Annotated in this window: 18 protein-coding genes; 8 read left to right on the top strand and 10 right to left on the bottom strand. The window is 26.8% G+C overall.

The features are described from left to right. Positions 1 to 498 carry an MgtC/SapB family protein gene (locus tag EAH69_RS07505; protein WP_230466742.1) on the bottom strand — a complete coding sequence of 166 codons (498 nt, stop codon included), beginning with the start codon at positions 496 to 498 and terminating at the stop codon, positions 1 to 3. Further along, positions 488 to 667 carry an MgtC/SapB family protein gene (locus tag EAH69_RS07500; RefSeq protein ID WP_121934571.1) on the bottom strand — a complete coding sequence of 60 codons (180 nt, stop codon included), beginning with the start codon at positions 665 to 667 and terminating at the stop codon, positions 488 to 490. Before EAH69_RS07500 ends, EAH69_RS07505 begins: the two co-directional genes overlap by 11 nt. Before the next feature lie 157 nt (positions 668 to 824). On the opposite strand from EAH69_RS07500, the gene EAH69_RS07495 reads away from it, so the two are divergent. The 7 genes from EAH69_RS07495 to EAH69_RS07465 all read left to right on the top strand — a co-directional run bounded on the left by EAH69_RS07495 (position 825) and on the right by EAH69_RS07465 (position 7733). Then, entirely contained in the window at positions 825 to 2009 is a 1185-nt protein-coding gene (locus EAH69_RS07495) for an MFS transporter (RefSeq protein WP_121934570.1), read from the top strand. 186 nt (positions 2010 to 2195) lie between these two features. Continuing rightward, positions 2196 to 3359: a hypothetical protein gene (locus EAH69_RS07490; protein WP_147439109.1), complete on the top strand. Its 1164-nt coding sequence runs from the start codon at positions 2196 to 2198 to the stop codon at positions 3357 to 3359. Positions 3360 to 3401: 42 nt separating this feature from the next. Beyond that, complete coding sequence (locus EAH69_RS07485) at positions 3402 to 3953, top strand: hypothetical protein (protein WP_121934568.1); 552 nt, start codon at positions 3402 to 3404, stop codon at positions 3951 to 3953. Between the two features lie 58 nt (positions 3954 to 4011). Further along, positions 4012 to 4329, top strand: a complete 318-nt coding sequence (locus tag EAH69_RS07480) for a hypothetical protein (RefSeq protein ID WP_147439108.1) — start codon at positions 4012 to 4014, stop codon at positions 4327 to 4329. 321 nt (positions 4330 to 4650) lie between these two features. Continuing rightward, positions 4651 to 5295: a PAQR family membrane homeostasis protein TrhA gene (gene trhA, locus EAH69_RS07475; protein WP_121934566.1), complete on the top strand. Its 645-nt coding sequence runs from the start codon at positions 4651 to 4653 to the stop codon at positions 5293 to 5295. Between the two features lie 12 nt (positions 5296 to 5307). After that, positions 5308 to 6015: a peptidylprolyl isomerase gene (locus EAH69_RS07470; RefSeq protein ID WP_121934565.1), complete on the top strand. Its 708-nt coding sequence runs from the start codon at positions 5308 to 5310 to the stop codon at positions 6013 to 6015. 44 nt (positions 6016 to 6059) lie between these two features. Then, positions 6060 to 7733: a B12-binding domain-containing radical SAM protein gene (locus EAH69_RS07465; protein WP_121934564.1), complete on the top strand. Its 1674-nt coding sequence runs from the start codon at positions 6060 to 6062 to the stop codon at positions 7731 to 7733. A 35-nt stretch (positions 7734 to 7768) separates the two neighbouring features. On the opposite strand, the gene EAH69_RS07460 is transcribed toward EAH69_RS07465, so the two are convergent. Further along, positions 7769 to 8203, bottom strand: coding sequence for an FKBP-type peptidyl-prolyl cis-trans isomerase (locus tag EAH69_RS07460; protein ID WP_121934563.1), 435 nt, complete (start codon positions 8201 to 8203; stop codon positions 7769 to 7771). A gap of 455 nt (positions 8204 to 8658) precedes the next feature. On the opposite strand from EAH69_RS07460, the gene EAH69_RS07455 reads away from it, so the two are divergent. Further along, positions 8659 to 9432 (top strand): hypothetical protein, encoded by a 774-nt coding sequence (locus tag EAH69_RS07455; RefSeq protein WP_121934562.1) that lies wholly within the window; start codon positions 8659 to 8661, stop codon positions 9430 to 9432. Positions 9433 to 9811: 379 nt separating this feature from the next. Here the strand turns inward: EAH69_RS07455 and brnQ are convergent, their stop codons facing one another. The 7 genes from brnQ to EAH69_RS07420 all read right to left on the bottom strand — a co-directional run bounded on the left by brnQ (position 9812) and on the right by EAH69_RS07420 (position 18385). Then, entirely contained in the window at positions 9812 to 11095 is a 1284-nt protein-coding gene (gene brnQ, locus EAH69_RS07450; protein WP_121934561.1) for a branched-chain amino acid transport system II carrier protein, read from the bottom strand. Between the two features lie 189 nt (positions 11096 to 11284). Further along, positions 11285 to 11905 carry a hypothetical protein gene (locus EAH69_RS07445; RefSeq protein ID WP_121934560.1) on the bottom strand — a complete coding sequence of 207 codons (621 nt, stop codon included), beginning with the start codon at positions 11903 to 11905 and terminating at the stop codon, positions 11285 to 11287. Next, complete coding sequence (creD, locus tag EAH69_RS07440; protein WP_121934559.1) at positions 11887 to 13269, bottom strand: cell envelope integrity protein CreD; 1383 nt, start codon at positions 13267 to 13269, stop codon at positions 11887 to 11889. The genes EAH69_RS07445 and creD overlap by 19 nt, the downstream gene beginning before the upstream one ends. 67 nt (positions 13270 to 13336) lie before the next feature. Further along, positions 13337 to 13636 (bottom strand): winged helix-turn-helix domain-containing protein, encoded by a 300-nt coding sequence (locus EAH69_RS07435; protein WP_121934558.1) that lies wholly within the window; start codon positions 13634 to 13636, stop codon positions 13337 to 13339. Between the two features lie 9 nt (positions 13637 to 13645). Beyond that, on the bottom strand, positions 13646 to 14260 hold the full coding sequence (locus EAH69_RS07430; protein WP_121934557.1) for a hypothetical protein: 615 nt from the start codon (positions 14258 to 14260) through the stop codon (positions 13646 to 13648). Positions 14261 to 14577: 317 nt separating this feature from the next. Further along, a complete protein-coding gene (locus EAH69_RS07425) occupies positions 14578 to 17604 on the bottom strand; it encodes a sensor histidine kinase (RefSeq protein ID WP_121934556.1) in 3027 nt (1008 codons plus the stop codon). After that, on the bottom strand, positions 17591 to 18385 hold the full coding sequence (locus tag EAH69_RS07420; RefSeq protein ID WP_121934555.1) for a LytR/AlgR family response regulator transcription factor: 795 nt from the start codon (positions 18383 to 18385) through the stop codon (positions 17591 to 17593). The genes EAH69_RS07425 and EAH69_RS07420 overlap by 14 nt, the downstream gene beginning before the upstream one ends. Positions 18386 to 18467: the final 82 nt, after the last annotated feature.

Raw genomic sequence — 18467 nt, 5'->3', positions numbered from 1 at the left:
TTAGAATCCTAATTCTAAAATTTTATCATTATTTACTAATGAATTTTCAATTAAATGAAGATATTTTTCTTTGTATGTTATTTCAAATAAACATGTTATCTCATTTCCTTTCATGATAAATGACTTTGAATCAACAGTTAAACAAAACTCAATTAAACTATTAATTATCTGATCTTTAACTTCTGTATTTTCTCTATTATATTTAACCGAAATTATTTTATAACTGGTTTTATTGATAAATGTTCTAGAAATAAGATTTCCAAAAAATATCACCAGCAAACTGCATACTAAAAATACAATGCTGATTAAATATTCTCCAAACCCAAATGACATTCCAATAGCAGCGGCAATCCAAATTATACCTGCCGTTGTTAATCCATTTACATTTATACCATCTTTAAAAATAACGCCAGCACCTAAAAAACCAATACCACTAACTACATAAGAAGCAATTCGTGTTGCGTCTTGAAAATCCCCTGCTCCAATTTTAAAAGACAAAACTGTAAACAAAGTACTTCCCAAACAAATAATCGTAATCGTTATTAAAACCTGCTGCCTTATCCTTCACCTCACGTTCTATACCAAGTAGCAATCCTGCGATTAATGATAAAATTATCTTTATTAAGTCTTCATTTTCCCAATTTCTGATGATTACATCCCAATCCATTTAGTATGTTTTAAAAACATGTTACAAAACAAATACCATATTTAAAACACATAGATAATTCTTATGGCGTAAATAAACAAAACTCTGTCTATAATTAAATAAAAGGACAGAAATTTAATAAAGAAATTTGCAAAGTCTAATTTTTAAAGGAATAATAATGGAAGAAAAGCTGTGGAACAAGAACTTTTTAAACGTTTGTTTAAGTTCATTTTTTATATTCTCAAACTTTTATTTATTAACTGCAACAATGCCTATATATGTAAAAAATGATTTACATGGTAGTGCAACACATATCAGTTTAATTGTTTCATTATACATTTTAGGAACTGTATTATTAAGACCTTTTACCGGGAAATGGGCCGATCAATATGGCAAAAGAAAAATAGCTTTAATTTTCTTAGTACTTTTTATTATATGTAACGTAGCCTATTTAGGTACGCAAGCAATCGTACCATTATTAATCGTTCGTTTTATTAACGGATTTGGATTTTCAGCTGCTACAACTTCAACAGCAGCATTAGCTATGGACTGGATACCAAGTAAAAGAAAAGGAGAAGGAATAGGATATTTTGGATTATTTATGAGCTTGGCCATGGTAGTTGGACCTGCATTAGGTATTTTATTAGCTAATAATTATGATTATAGTATTTTATTAATTGTAGCTTCATTATTTGCTGTACTATCGATAATTTTTAGCTTTTTTACATCAGAAAAATCGAAAGAAAATGTACAAAAAATTGAAAAACCTATAATAACAGGAATAGATCAATATATTGAAAAAAAAGCATTACCAATTTGTATTACTTCATTTTTATTAGCATTTGCCTATAGTTCTATAATCGCATACATTGCTCTATATTTCACAGAAATTGGACAAGCTAAATATTCTATGTATTTCTTTATTTGTTTAGCATTAGTAATAATAATTACTCGACCAAAAATCGGAAAAATTTATGATAAAAAAGGTCCACATGCCTTAGTATATCCTGGATTATTTTTCTTGGCTTTAGGCTTAATAGTAATCGCATTATCTCAATCTCCTTACATTTTATTATTATCCGGAGCAATTATAGGATTAGGTTATGGAGCTGTTTTTCCTGCATTTCAAACTATATGTGTTTCTTCAGCAGAACCATCAAGAGCTGGAACCGCATCTGCTACTTTCTTTTTATTATATGATATTGGAATTGGATTAGGATCTTTCGTTTTTGGAATGTTTTCATCAAATTTCGGATTCAAATACACTTATATTTTAGCCGCAGTAATTGCAATAATTTGTTTAACAAATTACTTTTTTAACATTCATAAAAAATCAAAACGAAATAAAATAATAATTGAATAAAAAAGAAGAGCGGTTTAAATTACTTTAAATCGCTCTTTAGTTTGGTTAAATATTAGATTCTTATAAAGATATCTTTTACAAATGTATAGAAACAAATTAAACCAAAGAATTATATACCATTAAATATCAGGTAATTATAATTTAATACGTTACTTTTTATTCAATCACAGATGAGAAATAATCATTTTGAGAAAAAATGAAGTATTTTTACGTGGATTATTGATATACACAATGGAAAACTTAACCAATACAGATACAGTATTTAAAACCTATTTTGACCAAACATTAGAAAGATGTGGATGGAGTGAGGAAGTTCAAAAAGGTTTATTATTTTTCTTAGGAACTAGCATTGTAACTGCTAATACAGATCAAATATTAAGTCGTTATAAAGACGAAATTCGAATTCAGGAAGAATTACATTATTTAATAAGATTATACGCAAAACCAAACGAAGCTTATGATCCATTTAATGAAATTGAAGCAACTCCTATTTCTTCAGCAATTTTAACATACAATCACATTGTTTTAAATGAATTATTAGGCCAAGAAAACCAGATTGAAAAATTTATAAAACAAAACCCAGATCATACAAGTATTATTTCTGATGCTAGCGTATTAGAAGATTGGACATTCGAATTTAAAGATACAAAATACAAATTAGCTACTTTACATCGTTTAAATATTAAGTTTTTTGAATATATAGGACAATACTTAAAAGCTTTACATTTAGATAATACGCAATGTTATGTTGCCGGAATTAATTACTATCAAAAATATCAATCAATAGATTTTGAAGGAACTAATTTCCTAAGTTTAACAATTATTGATACGTTATCACCTGTATTTAAAACGTTATTTGCGTATCCTCTTTTATTTACATATCACCCAAATGAATTGAATGCGAACCATTTATTTAGTTCTATTTTACAATTCTTTTACATGAATGCAAATACTGATATAGCGAAATACGTTCACCAATATCATCACCAATTATTCTATACTCAAAATCCTCGAAAAGTACGTAAAGAATGGAATTTCGAAAAAGAAAAACGTGGTGTCATAATTTCTCAAATCGTTCATAATGCTATGAATATTCGCAAAACTATGATTGGAAATTACAGATCTCATTTCTTACAATCTGATAATTATATCATGAAAGAATTGAAAGATAAAACGATGACTCGTGAGGATTTTAAAGGTTCAATTTCACATTTAATTGAAACATATTATGAGATGAAAATTGACGATGTAATTGAAAAATCAACTCATGCTGAATTTTTACAAACATGCGCCATTTTATACTACGAAACTGCAGTACACGCCATGTTATTAAAAGAATTTAAATCATAAATATATCTAAAGCCTTTCTTTGTTAAGGCTTTTATTTTTACAATGAAGAAGTTTTTAGCAATCTTGTTTCATAGCCTATTTTGTTTTCCTTTCCTCTTATTTCTTTATTTAGCAGGAATTGAAAACTATACTTCTATTCGTAAAATTTTATTTATTATTTGTGTTGCTATTCTTTTGATCATAGGTATTGGTCAACCAAAATTTTACAAAACAACTTTTGAAACCGATAAATTAATAACAATACCTCTTGTTTTATTAGGAACAATTTCTGCTTATAGTTTACAAATATTTGCCAATTTCAACCCTATATTATCTGCAGCTATTGTTGGGCTAATTGCAATATTTTTAGAGAAAAGAATGAAAATACTAATTGCTTTACCTGTCTATTGTGGAGCTTTTGTTGGAATGACAAATCCTGACAATCATTATTCTTTTTACTTGATTTTTTTAATTGGATTTTTTGCTGGTGTTTTATTCTATTTAAGTAAAAATTTTTATGCTGGTGTTGGAGGAAAATTAGGTACCATTGCTTTTGCATCTGTAATCGCAGGAGTTTTAATCTTAAAATATGTCAACCATGCTATTCCTTTCTAAAGTACTTTGTTGCTTTATTATTTATTGGCTTACTTATCATTTAAATAATACTCGAAAATTGGGAGGTGTTACAGCGTCAGCTTCCGTTGCATTAGTTATCGGAATCATATACCAAATCTGTATTGAAAAGAATCTACATCTTTACTTTTTCAAGGATTATTTTTTAATTATGATGGGGGCAACTTTCATGGGGATGATTGCAAAACTTCACGAACATAAAAAATTAGATTTTATTATTTCCTCTTTTATATTTTGCGCACTATTTCAGCATGTTTCTACTTTTTTCATCGGATTTGGAGGATTATTAGGAACAATAGCATGTATAAGTATTTTGTGTGTTTTTGGACTAGAACGAATATTAAAACAAATAAAATAAAAAACTGCCCAACCTTTTGAAGTTGAGCAGACCGAATAATTGCTTTTTCAGTATTATTATCTAAGTTGTATATGGTTACATTATTACTAATTAAGTACTTATCAAATAATATACCTTTTTTTTTTAAGATTTAAACTTAATAATTATATTATTTATAATTAATAAAACTATTTATTTAAAATATAATAAATATCACACACTATAAATATTCATAACTGATTTACTTAGATAAGCTAATTGTAAAATTTAACACTAACTTTTACTCATTAAAAATTAATAATAATATTCTACAATATTTTAGGTTTCTCTACATTTGTTTCTATGAAACAAGAAATATTAAATTCATATAGTCCTACTGAAGAAAAACTAAATGTATATAGCCATTTATTAGGCTTATTTTTGAGTATCGTTGGACTAATATTGTTAATAAAAAAGTCTTTAATAATAGAAAATAGATGGGCTACCGTTAGTTTTATAATTTTTGGACTTAGTATGATAACTTTATACCTTGCTTCAACATTATATCATGCTGCTACAAATCCTGAAAAAAGGATTAAATTAAAAATATTTGATCACGTTGCCATTTATGTATTAATCGCCGGTTCATATACACCATATACCCTAGTTTCTTTAGTAAATGATAATGGTTGGAAAGTATTTGCAATCGTTTGGGGATTTGCATTAATTGGTATAATTATAAAATTATTTTTTACAGGAAGATTTAAAGTTGTTTCAACATTAATGTATGTATTAATGGGTTGGATGATTGTATTTTCATTTTCAGATTTACAAAAAAATGTTTCAGAAGAAGGTATTAATTGGTTAATTGCTGGTGGAATTGCATATACTGTTGGTGCCATTTTATATAGCATTAAAAAAATACCTTACAATCACGCAATTTTTCATGTATTTGTATTAATTGGAACATTTTGTCATTTTTTTAGTATTTTAAACTACGTTTTATAATATATTCGAACTATGAAAAAACAAATCGTATCTACACTATTTACAGCACTTTTAGTTTTATTAACGACTAAATCACAAGCACAAACTTATACTTTAAAATTTAAAACCAATCAAGGTAAATTTAAAGTAATGTTATACGATTTTACACCAAATCATAGAGATTTAATTTTATCAGAAATAAAAAAAGGAACGTATAAAAATGCTGAATTTAATCGAGTTGTAAAGGATTTTGTAATTCAAGGTGGCGAGCTTGATGATCCTATTTTAGCTCGTGAAGCTTTAACTCCAGATATAGAACCAATTCGACTAGCACCAGAATTTAATCCAAAAGCTTTCCACAAGATTGGTGCATTAGGTGCAGGACGAGATTTAAATCCAACAAAAAGTTCTTTCTACAATCAAATATATTTTGTAGTTGGAAAACAAATTAATGAAATTGATTTAGAGCTATTAGAACAGAAAAAAGGAATTAAATATACTGCTCAGCAACGTGAAGAATACTTAAAAAATGGTGGTCAACCAAGATTAGATCATGATTTTACAGTTTTCGGAGAAGTTACAAAAGGTCTTGAAAATGTAATTAAAATTAGCTATTCCCCTACTCATCCTAATGAGATTCCAAAAAAACCTATAATTTTTGATATCAAAGTCAAGAAAAACTTACCTAAAAAAGTAAATAGAACTAGTATTTCTGCTAGTGTTGGCATTGGTCACCGTTAATTTCAGATAAAATATCCTAATTTTGCATTTTAAATAAAGAATTAATGCAACCCTCAATATTATTAACAACTTTAAACGCAAAATATATTCACATTAATCTTGCGATTAGAATTCTTTACGATTTAAATCATCACAAAGGAAATATCGATTGGAAAGAATTTACCATCAAGTTAGATTTTGATGAAATTGCTAAAAAATGTGCTAAATATGACATTGTTTGTTTTAGTTGTTACATATGGAATATCTCTCAGACTTTAGAAGTTTGTAAACGCATTAAAAAAATTGCTCCAAACACAAAAATTCTTTTAGGTGGTCCTGAAGTTAGCTACGAATATGATGATGTTATTGCACAAGATTGCATTGATTATATTATTATCGGAGAAGGAGAAATTCCGTTTGAAAAGTTTGTAGAACAATACCCTGCAATTGAAAATGTCCCAAACTTAGTTTATAAAAAAGACGAAAAAGTAATTTTTAATAAAGAAAATATAACTTTTGATATTAAAAATTTAGAAGGACGAAATCCATATCAATACGATGACCCTTCGACATTGATTAATCGTGTTTGTTATATAGAAACTTCTCGTGGCTGCCCTTATAAATGCGAATTTTGTTTAGCAAGTTTAGATAATAAAATGCGTTATTTACCAATGGATACCATCAAACAAAATCTATTGTATTTGATGGAACATGGTAAAACGATTAAATTTTTAGACCGAACTTTTAATATTAAACGTGATTTTACAATAGAATTATTCCAGTTTATTTTAGATAATCATAAACCCGGAAATGTTTTTCAATTTGAAATTACAGCCGATATTGTTCATCCAGACATTATCAAATTTATCAATGAAAAAGTCCCTCCAGGATTATTTCGTTTCGAGATCGGAATTCAGACTGTAAACCAAGAAAGTAACAGAGAAGTTAGTAGAAAACAAAACTTCGAGAAAACTTCAAATGTTATTCATCAATTAAAAGATCGCATCGAAATGCACTTAGATTTAATTGTAGGTTTACCTTTGGAATATATTTCTGATTTAAAATTCAGTTTTGAATCTACTTTTAAATTATATCCGCCCGAATTACAATTAGGATTCTTAAAATTCTTGAAAGGTACTCCTGTTCGAGAAAAATACGAGAATTATGGTTATAAATTTGATCCAGAACCTCCATATCAAATCATAGAAAGTAACTTTTTAAGCGCGAAAGAATTACAAGATATTACTGATTTAGAAAGTGCTTTAGAAATTTATTGGAATAAACCCAGAGCTTTTCATACCTTAAAATATGTTTCTGAAAATTATAGTATTTTCGATTATTTAATGGGATTAGGAAAGTATTTCAGGAATAGAAATCATGCGTATAAATTTACAATTGTTGAGATTTACGAAACTATAGTAGAATACACAAAAGCTAATTTTGAAGATGAAATTTTAATGCAATTAATTGCAATTGATTATTATTCGACTCAAAAATCTAAACCTAAAGATTTATTTGGTTTTGAAGTCAATAAAAAAGATACAGAGATTTTTAAAGAAGCTAATGAAATTGTAACTAAAGACCGTTTAGTATTAATGGCAATTTCATTTGATTGGAAAAGTTGGATAAATGAATTAGAAATCCAAAAATCGAAAGAAATGTTTACACTTTATTATCCTGGAAATGAATTACCAAAAATAGATTCAGTACAAGAGTATAAAATGGAAATACTATCATAAAACAAAAGCCAGAATGTAACATTCTGGCTTTTCTATTATAATATAGCTAATAATTCAATTTCGAAAATCATAGTTGAATAAGGGCCTAATTCTTTTGAAATCTCACGATCTTTATATCCAATTTCTGGCGGAACAACTAATTTAAATTTGCTCCCAACTGGCATTAAAAGTACACCTTCAGCCCAACCTTTTATAACATTTTCTAAAGGAAAAGAAGCTGGAACTTTACGACGAACAGAACTATCAAATACTTCACCTTTGATATTAGTCCCATGATAATGACATAAAACTTTATCTGCCATTGTAGGTTTTGGACCATCACCCATTGTAATTACTTCATATAATAATCCACTTGGCAAAGTGATTACATTTTCTTGTTTTGCAAATTCTTCACGAAAAGCTAATCCTTCAGTTTTATTCTTTTCAATAAGTTCTTGTTTGCGTTTTAATAATAATTCTGCAACACCCATATTTTATTTTTTACAAAGTTAGAAAACGATTATTTAAGGCACAAAAAAAGAGTTAAGTAAATCAGAACTGTTAAAAACAGATGAGGAGAAATCTTAACTCTTTAATAGTTTTAAAATGTTACTGCAAAATTACAGACTAAATTCCACTTAAATATATTGACCGATATTAATATAATGTTAAGATAATTTTTAATAAAATTCATTAAACCACCTTTAAAAACGAAAAAAATTAAGGAACGTATCTTATATTCCTTATAACATTCTGAAATACTGAATCTTCTAATTATGGTTCTATATTAAAAACGAAGTGTTAAAATTTTAACTTTTATAAACTGATTTTTGACATATTCATATTAATAAAAACGTGCAAAATCATATTATCAGTAACTTTTAGTTAAAAATATTATTCAATTTACTTAACGTATATTTGCAACACATTTTAAAAACATTAGACAATGTCAGAATTTGATATAACATCAGCTTTAAAAAACTTATTAAATGATTATACTGAAGAAAATGCTTCTGAAGTAATTGAAACGTTGTTATACAACCCAACTGAATTAACGGATGAAGATCATTATATTATTGATAAATTACAAAATCACTTTTTGCATACTGCAGCTCAAATTTTTGTAGAAGATTTATCTTATGACTTTAATACGTTGGTTAACTATTGGGAAGCTTTTATTGGACAGTTAACGGAAGAGCAATCTTCTAAAATTCTAGAGTTTGGTTTAGAGCAAACTGATGTTGATTTTGTTGAGGATTTTATTATTGGTTATCGCAAATTTTACGTTAATCCGAAAGAATCTATTACTTTCTTTTCTAAATTAGATGCAAACGAATTTCATGAGATCAAGTTCTTTATTGGTCGTTGTTACGAAGCTTTAAACGAGTACGAAAATGCAATTGCATCTTATAATGATTATTTAAATCATCCATTTTTCGAGGAAGAAGAAAACCAAGAACAAGCTAATATTAACGCTTTTTACATCAATCATACAATTGCATCTTTATATTATAAAATGAAGGATATGAAGAAAGTTGTAGAGACAGTAGATAATATTATTGAACCAATTGGTTTTAATCAATATTTAGAGAATTTTTCGAATGCTGAAGATGATGAAATTAAAAAGTTTTTAGTTGAATATGCAGATGCATTAGAAGCAACTGACGAAACAATTAAAGCAAATACGCTAAGAGAAAAAATTACAGAATTTTATAAATAATCTTTTTATAACACTGATAAATAAAGGATTATAAAATTTTTCTTTACCTATATAAATAAATTCATTAGGAATTTATTCTATTCATTATAAATCAATTGTAAATTTGCCTTACAATAATTCGTTCAGATGTATATATTAATACAGACTTTATTGAATTCATAGTATTTTTAGGTTGGTTTATTAAAAAAGGGTTGAAACTTTATTTTCAACCCTTTTTTTAATACTCTAAATTAAGTATTTGATTTTCAAAACATTATATCTAATTTTACAATTTACTATTTAGTGTTAATTGTTAAAAAGCAAACATTCGAATTTTCAACCTATATTAATAGTTTCAATCAAATAATATTTAATTTCAGTTATTATTAGAGTCTTTGTTTTATTTCTTCTTCAGTAAGAATCCTAAACCAAAACCAATAATTGACGGAACAATCCATCCTAAATCATACTCAAAAAATGGGATATGATTTAATGTTTTGATAGTTGATTCACTAAATAATCCTAATAATTTAAATAATCCTAATGTACCAATGATTGTTGAAGCAATTATAGCCCCAATATATGGTGCCTTATCTTTAATCGTTTTTCCGAATAAAACAATGTATAATACTAATGTAATTACAATTGGATAAATGAACGCTAACGGCGGATACGCGAAATTAATTATCTCATCTACTCCTTTTATTGATAACCCAAAAGAAATAACGGTACAAGCGATTACAACAGCTGTATAACCAACTTTTTTATTAAATAACTCGCTGAAGAATGAACCAACTGCAGAAGTTAAAGAAATTGCCGTCGTTAAACATGCAAACGCCATACATAAACCAATTGCTAATAATCCATAATGACCTAATAAATTAGTCGATATTTGGATTAATAAATCTGATCTTTTAATTGCTGTATCGGTAATTCCTGATGTTGCACCTAAATAGATTAAACCACCATATACAAACAATAAACAGATTGCAGATAATGCACCAGAAATAATTGTTACCTCTGTTTTACTTTTAGTATCGTTATAACCTTTGGCTTTAGCAGCAGAAATAATAATTCCGGCAAAAATTACAGAAGCCAATACATCTAACGTTTGATAACCTTCAATAAATCCTAATGAAAAAGATTCCATCATCGTGAATTTAGAAGTTTCTAAAGCTTCAACTGGATTTACAATTCCAACTAAGATTAAAAAAGCTAATAGAATTAATAAAACTGGAGTTAAATAATTACCAATAACATCTACCACTTTTGATGGACGAATTGCTAAAACTAAAGTAACAACAAAAAAAGCTAACGATCCCCAAAAAGGATTTAGTTCAGGAAAAAATGGTTTTAAACCTACTTCAAAAGTTGTTGCAGCAGTTCTCGGAATTGCAATTAATGGTCCAATACAAATCATGATAATTGTACCTAAAATAACAGCTATATTTTTATTGACTCTGTTACCTAAATCATTAAAACTATCTCCTGATTGTATAACAGATAAAATACCTGTAAAAGGCAATAAAATACCTGTTAATCCAAATGCAATCATTGCCATTAAAAAATTTGAGCCAACTTGAACACCAATTAATGGTGGTAATAACAAGTTTCCGGCACCAAAAAACATTGCAAATAGTGCAAATCCTAGTGTTAAGATATTACTTAATTTTTTTTTCTCCATCCTTTATTCTTCTTTGGATAATATTTTTTCGTTGTAATGCGGGCGCAAAATATAAATATTTCAATCTATAACTAAACATAAAGGTAAAAAGTTGTGTAAGAATCTTATTTTTTTACGTTTTTGTCAGTATTTAATAAAAAACATAATATTATCCTTAAATTAAATTTCAAGAATTCAATTAACTTTAATTTAATAGGAACAATGTGACAATAAATTAACCTTTATTAAAGCAAAAATTAACATCGAAAGACTGATTAAAGGATATCCTTCGTAAACTAAGATGAAAGACAAAATAAAAAACAGAAAAATCCAGAATATATAATATAAAAATCCGAATGCATTTTGCAAATTTATACTCCCAATTGAGAAAAATTTTGGACTTTCAAAATTGATAAACGCAACCGAAAAAACAGCTACAAAATTTCCTATCAAAAAAGTAACTAAAAGTAATAATCCAATAAATTCTAAACTTTCAGACCAATTTTTAAGATGCATATAATTATCAAATAAAAAGGCTAAAACAAAAAACAGTATATTACAATTCACCAGAATTAATACATCTAAAGCTGATTTAGAATTGACAACTATAGCTAATTCTTTAAAAGAGTTAATTTTAAAATAAACCATGATTATCATTAACATAATAGTAAATGCCAATAAAAATGCGCTTAAACTGTAGATTTGAAATTCGAATGAAATTTTATAATTATCATTATAATAAGCCGAAGAAAATGTCATCGCTACAAGTATAAAACTTATAACGATGACTGCAAATAAACCTTCAGAAAGGGTTAACTTTTTGAATTCCATTCTATATTTTTAGAATAATACATGATAATTGCAAGAATAATAAACAAACCTAAACTTCCTACTAATAATGCGTGTTCTTTTAGTTGTAAAACACTATAAATAAATGCGTAAAGCAAAAATAATATCATTGTAATGCGAATCGTAAACTTCCAAGATTTAAGGAAACTGTTGATGAAAAGTGTGATTAAAATTAATGTTGCAAATGCTGAAATAAAATAAGCATAATCAAATCCTAAATATTCTGATATTGAAAGTAATAAGACAAAATTGATGCAAATTGCAAAACCAACTAACGCATATTGTACAATATGAATATTTAAATTGTTTCTATTTTCGATAAAGAAAAACGCCACAAAAGTTAACCCAATAAACAAAATCGCATACTTTGTAGAACGATATGTTTTATCGTAATGATCGTTCATTTGTAAAAAATCAACTCCAAAAGTGTAACCTTCAAAATCTACATTATTCTTCCAAAACTGGCCATTCAGCGGATTTTGCTGATACACTTTCCATTGTGCTGAAGTTTTGTTATTTGTAGTTACCAACGAATCTGAAGGTAACACATAACCATCAAATTTTAAATCTTTCCAATTCGACGATAGTTTTACATTCGTTTGTAAAGCCGATGGTAAAAACTTTAGACTATTAGATCCTTTTATTTCGACATCAATACCAACAGAATTAAAATCGAAAGTTTTAGGATCAATCGATCTGCTTAAAAAGTTTAAATCAACAGATCTACTTTCTGGCAATTCAACTTCATATTCATTATTTACAACTACAACTTCGCCAGATTTAAAGTTAATCTTATCATCAAAACTTAAAGGATAAGATAAATTTCCTGATTTTGCTATAACTTTATTATTAAATCCTTTCGAATCTTTAATTGCAAAAACTAATTTAGCATCAAGTACATTTTCACTTTTTATTCCAGATTCAATCAGAATTTTAGCGTATGATGGAAAACTTGACTTTAAATTTAACTTCGAATCATAAACTACAACATCATATAAATTTCGTCTTTTGATCGTATTATTTACCTCTGCATTAATCCAATTTTCATTGGCAGATACATAAGATATTTCTTGTGAAATGGTTTGATTTCCTTTTTGATCTTTACCAATTACATTATGCTTTATTTGAATAAATGGACCGTAAACAACCTGACTTCCACTCCATTTATTCGATATCTCTTTGATTACTTTTTCTTGTGATTCTTGCCTTTCTATGATCAAGTTTAAAATAAAAGGAATCGGAATTAGCATTAATAATGTTAATCCTAAAATGATTAAACCTTTTGTCATTGTAGATTTTGAAGATTCAACTTCCTGTTGAATTTCTTCTTCGAATTGATTTTCCATAAGTTATGAATGTTTTAAATTTTTTAAAAGCACTTTGAAATTCAAAGTTTAAATACAAAAAAATATTCTATTTCATTTTTTTGATTAATTTTTCTAAATATGCTAAATGCTCTTGAAAAGCTAATTTTCCAAGATTTGTTATAGCATAAGTTGTATTGGTTTTACGACCAATAAATCCTTTATGAACGGTTATATATTCGTTTTCTTCCAAGTTTTTTAGGTGAGATGCTAAGTTTCCGTCGGTCAAATCCAAATACTCTTTCAGATCTTTAAACGAAATTTCATCATTCATTACCAAAGCACTCATAATTCCGACACGAATACGATTATCAAAGACTTTATTTAATTTATTTAAATCAAAATTCATGTTGCAAATTTAAACTTTGTAATCGTATTTACGCACCATCCACACACCAAAAATAATATGAACTAAACCAAATCCTAAGCTCCAAAAAGCTAATCCATTGGCAATAAATAAAAAAGCTAATAATCCTAAAAAAATCTCTGTATACGCCAGATATTTAATTTCTACAACTGTATCTCGTTCTACATTTAATAAGGCCATACCATAAAACAATAAAGTTGCAGGTGCTATGTACACAAAACTAAGGTGTTTATACAAAGCCAAACACAAAAAACCACCAATTACTAAAACAAAAATGAATCGTTTTAAAATTCTTTTCGTAGTTGGATTAATGAATTTAACTTGATCGTTTTTAGATTTTTTAATCATAAAATAAAATCCTCCCAAACAAGCTATTAATAAAGTAATTAAAGCCAAGACAACTAACAATAAATCTCTTCTATTATCTGGTTGTAACGAATACAAATTCAACTTACTTTCTAAAATAATAAAATATGCAATTGCTGCGGCAATTAAACCAACTGTTCCGACCCAAATTCCACTCCATCCACTTATACTTGTGAATTTCGTAGTTCGTTGCATCATTGATTTAATTTCGTTTAAGCTATCTAATGGATTTTGGCTCATAAAAAAGTGCTTTGAAATTCAAAGTTAATTAAAATAATAATATTAAAACAAAAAAAAAGCTAAGAAATTTATCCTAGCTTTAATTTTGTTGTTTTGTAACTAATTGAGTCACGATAGTAAGTTAATTGAAAAATAATAAATCTTTCATAGTAGTTCCTTATATGGTTAGTAAAAAGAACGGTTGTTTTTCTAAATCGTTAAGTCAAAAGTAAAACAGATTATAATTGGATAAAAATGTTTTAATACACTTTTCGTTAAACAGCTTTTCAAGTAGGTGAATTATAATAAAACATGGGTGAATTTATTCGCAATAACTATTAAAAAGACAATTTTAAGGCTAAAATCGCTTTTGTACCCTCTGAATTTGATTCAAATTTTAAGAATTCTTCTTCTGAATTATTGAAAAGCTGTAATCTTTCTCTTATAATTCCTAAACCTTTTGACTCGTAAAATTTTTCTTTTTTAGAACTTTGTTCAATTCCTTTACCATTATCAGCAATGATTATTATTAATAATTCATCAGATTTTTTGACATGAATATTAATCTTATTAGTAGAAACTGTTGGGTTAAAAGCATGCACAAAACAATTTTCTACTAAAGGTTGTAATAACATTGGAGGTATGTTGGTTTTTTGAATATCAATTGCTGGATCTATATTAATTGAAAATTCAACTTTATGTTTGTATCTAAAATTTTCAATTTTTACGTATAATGTTAAAAATTCAATTTCTTCTTTTAATGCAATTTCATTTTTACTTGATAATTCAAGCATTTTACGAATCAATCGGGCAAATTGATTTAAGGTTTCCAACGCGTTATTCACATCATTATCAATGATATAATATTGGATTGAATTTAGAATATTAAAAATAAAATGTGGATTCATTTGACCTTGTAAAGCCATTAATCTAACCTCAGACATCTTCTTTTCTAATGTAATACGTTTATTTTCTTCGTCTTTAACTTCTTGAATATTCTTAATTTTTAATTGATTAATTTCATTTAAACGACGAATTTTATTCTTATAATATTTAAAAAACAATAAAAGTAAAACCAATATTAAACTTCCTATGAAATAAGGATTTTGGTAAAATGGAGGATCAATTTTAATCTTAATTAAAGAAATAACCGATACATCTCCTCCATTTAGATTTGTAATTTCTAATTCTATGTTATATGTACCAGATTTTAGCGAGTTAAAATGTAATACTTCATCCGAAAAATACTCACTCCACTCCTCTCCTTTATTTAATCTAAAACGATATTTATATTTTGTTGAATATTTTGGATTAATGATAGTAAAATCAATATAAATATTATTTTGATGATGCTCTAATCTTAAATTTTTATCAATCAAATCATACCACTTATAATGATCCCTACTTAGTTTTGTATCATTAATCTGTAACTTCGTTATTAAAACTTTTGGTGCAGTAGATTTTATATTTACAACACCGTTTACATCTATTAAATAGTATCCTTTGTCTGTACCAACAAATAAATTCCCTTTGTTTACGGCTGATGCAGATAAAGATTTATAATTAACACTCTGGGCTTTATCTATATAGTAATATTTGTATCCATCGACTATAACAATATTAGAAAACGAACCAATTAACAGTTTCCCGTCCATTTCCTCAATAAAATTGATGTTAACAGAATCAATTGATTTACCAGAAATTTTTCGAATTAATTGTAAACGATTTTGAATTATTTTGAATAAAAAAATGTCTCCAAATTCTGTTGCAACAGCAATTTTATCCTCTCCAATTGCCTTTATAGTTTTTATCTTTTTCTCTAAAAACTGACCATTAAAAAGATAAGAAATGAATTTTCCGTTTTCATACTTAAAAAGTCCATTAATTGCTGAACCAAAAAATACAGCTTTTGAATTTTTAGTGATTGAAACAACAAAAGTTGGTGTGGTTGTTATTGTATCTGAATAATTTTTATATATTAATTGATCTAAATCAGTAAAAATCTTTACACCACCGTTTGGATTAGCCTCTATTAATTGATTATTTATAAAAGTAAAGTATTGTGTATGGATTGGATAATAATTAATTATTTGTCCTTTATTATTTAGTTTAAATAAACCTATGTTTGAATTAATCCAAAGATGATTTTCGTGAACTTCTAGCTTATAGAACTTTAAATACTCTTCTTTAATTTGCGAATTAATTTCAAAAAAATTAAGATCGTTAATTATTAAGTTCTGTTTATTTTCTTTATTCTTTTCATAAAAATTCCAGAACTGAGCTTTACTTGTAAGTAATTCTGTTTTTTCAGATTTATTTACATATAAACCATTTGAAGATAAAATATAATCTTTTCCAAAAGCTTCTTCAATACATTCTATAATGGCATTATCTGTTGGATAATATTTGTAAGGAGTATTTAAGACAAAACGCATTAATCCTTGGTCTATGGTAGATACATAAGCAATGTCATTATATTTATCATATACAATACGATTTGGAACTATAGAACCTAATTCTAAAGATTTATTGATGTTTTTTAGATTGGTTCCATCAAATTCAAGAATACTACCAGAGGATGAAGTTTCATCATGTGTTACCATCCAATATTTATCTTTAGATATTAGGTCATAATCCCAAATAATAGGAAAATGAGTCGTATAATCCTGATATTTTCTATTGAAAAAATCTTGATTACTTAAAATCTTAATTCCAATCTTATTAGAAAAAATAATGTTATTACCATAAGTATAAGAGCTTTGAATTTCGCCAGGATAATAGGCTAAAACGAGGCGGTTATCTTTGATTTCAAAAACACCATGAAACTTAGTACAAGCAAATAATTTGTTATCAATTTTAATAAAAGCAACAACTTCAAATTGCTTTTTATCATTACTCGTTGGGTATATTTTTTGAATGGATTTATTTGATGGATTTATTACAGAAATTCCATTATTTCCACCTACATATATGTTATCTTTATGAGAAGTAATATTTGATACTAAATCTGAAACTAAACCTTCTTTTTCTGTATATTGAATAATTTTACTTCCGTCAAAATATGCTACACCTCTACCATAACTGGCAAACCAAAGATCATTATTCTTATCCTCGAAAATATCATATACATTATTAAATTTTATTTCCTTAAATCTACTAGACAATTTAAATCGTCCCATATCTTTAATATAAATTCCGTATTTTGTAGTTACCCACAAAAATTGACGAGAATCCATAAACATTTCTAAAATCTCATTAGAATCTAAGCTATTTGCATGCGTATGTTTCTCGGATACAATATATTGAGATTTAGATATTATCGTTGATAATAAAAAAAATAATATGAATAATTTACGAAACAGCATTCATTAATATCTTTAAACCTGAAGCTGTGACAGGAATTAAAATTTCACTTTCATTATCTGAATTTGAATTTTGTACAATAAGTGTATTGTTGCGTTTATCTAATCGAACTGCATATTCTAAATTCACTAAAAATGAACGATGCACACGAATAAAAGAATTTCTACAGATTGATTTTTCAATTTCTTTTAATGGTTTTGAAATCGTGAATGATTTTGTAGATGTATAAATTTCACAATAATTATCTGCCGCTTTACAATAAATAATATCATCAATTTTGATAAAAGATAATTCATTTACAGACGAAAAAAGTAAGATACCATTCTCTTGATTTAATGTTGTTTTTATCTCATTTAATTCATCAATATCATCTTGATTTGAAGCATCTAAATCAACAGTATTAGCAAGATTTTTCTGCGTGTAAACTTGTTTAAAACGCTGTAAAACATATTCTAAATCGCTGATTGATATCGGTTTCATTAAATATCCTAAACATCCCCACTGATTAACAGCTTCTAAAACATAATTAGAATGAGCAGTTGTAAAAATGACTTCGAAATTAATGTCATCAAAATAATCAAATAACTTAAAACCATATTCATTTGGCATATGAATATCTAAAAAAACTAAATCTGGTTTAAATTCTCTTATCAATTCTACTCCTTGATTCACTGATTCAGCTACATATATATTCGAAAATAAGTTTGGAGCTGTATGAGCAATCAATTTTTTTAATCCTTCTTGAGCGTAGTATTCGTCGTCTATTATAAGTGCTTTGTACATGGTAATAATCTGAATGAAAGTAAGACAAATATAAACGAAAAAAGTTGTGCCATAAGACACAACTTCTATATTTTAAAGATGA

Origin of the sequence: Faecalibacter macacae (assembly GCF_003687725.1) — a bacterium.
GTDB lineage: Bacteria > Bacteroidota > Bacteroidia > Flavobacteriales > Weeksellaceae > Empedobacter > Empedobacter macacae.
Note: the sequence above shows the minus strand (reverse complement) of the source record. Positions and strands in the feature narration are given on the sequence as shown.

Excerpts from the sequence above, each read along its gene's own strand:
- EAH69_RS07455 (WP_121934562.1), top strand. The coding sequence starts at position 8,659 with ATGTCAGAATTTGATATAACATCAGCTTTAAAAAACTTATTAAATGAT.
- EAH69_RS07495 (WP_121934570.1), top strand. The coding sequence starts at position 825 with ATGGAAGAAAAGCTGTGGAACAAGAACTTTTTAAACGTTTGTTTAAGT.
- EAH69_RS07460 (WP_121934563.1), bottom strand. The coding sequence starts at position 8,203 with ATGGGTGTTGCAGAATTATTATTAAAACGCAAACAAGAACTTATTGAA.
- EAH69_RS07425 (WP_121934556.1), bottom strand. The coding sequence starts at position 17,604 with ATGCTGTTTCGTAAATTATTCATATTATTTTTTTTATTATCAACGATA.
- EAH69_RS07430 (WP_121934557.1), bottom strand. The coding sequence starts at position 14,260 with ATGAGCCAAAATCCATTAGATAGCTTAAACGAAATTAAATCAATGATG.
- EAH69_RS07465 (WP_121934564.1), top strand. The coding sequence starts at position 6,060 with ATGCAACCCTCAATATTATTAACAACTTTAAACGCAAAATATATTCAC.
- EAH69_RS07500 (WP_121934571.1), bottom strand. The coding sequence starts at position 667 with ATGGATTGGGATGTAATCATCAGAAATTGGGAAAATGAAGACTTAATA.
- trhA (WP_121934566.1), top strand. The coding sequence starts at position 4,651 with ATGAAACAAGAAATATTAAATTCATATAGTCCTACTGAAGAAAAACTA.
- EAH69_RS07435 (WP_121934558.1), bottom strand. The coding sequence starts at position 13,636 with ATGAATTTTGATTTAAATAAATTAAATAAAGTCTTTGATAATCGTATT.
- EAH69_RS07445 (WP_121934560.1), bottom strand. The coding sequence starts at position 11,905 with ATGGAATTCAAAAAGTTAACCCTTTCTGAAGGTTTATTTGCAGTCATC.
- brnQ (WP_121934561.1), bottom strand. The coding sequence starts at position 11,095 with ATGGAGAAAAAAAAATTAAGTAATATCTTAACACTAGGATTTGCACTA.
- EAH69_RS07470 (WP_121934565.1), top strand. The coding sequence starts at position 5,308 with ATGAAAAAACAAATCGTATCTACACTATTTACAGCACTTTTAGTTTTA.
- creD (WP_121934559.1), bottom strand. The coding sequence starts at position 13,269 with ATGGAAAATCAATTCGAAGAAGAAATTCAACAGGAAGTTGAATCTTCA.
- EAH69_RS07485 (WP_121934568.1), top strand. The coding sequence starts at position 3,402 with ATGAAGAAGTTTTTAGCAATCTTGTTTCATAGCCTATTTTGTTTTCCT.
- EAH69_RS07420 (WP_121934555.1), bottom strand. The coding sequence starts at position 18,385 with ATGTACAAAGCACTTATAATAGACGACGAATACTACGCTCAAGAAGGA.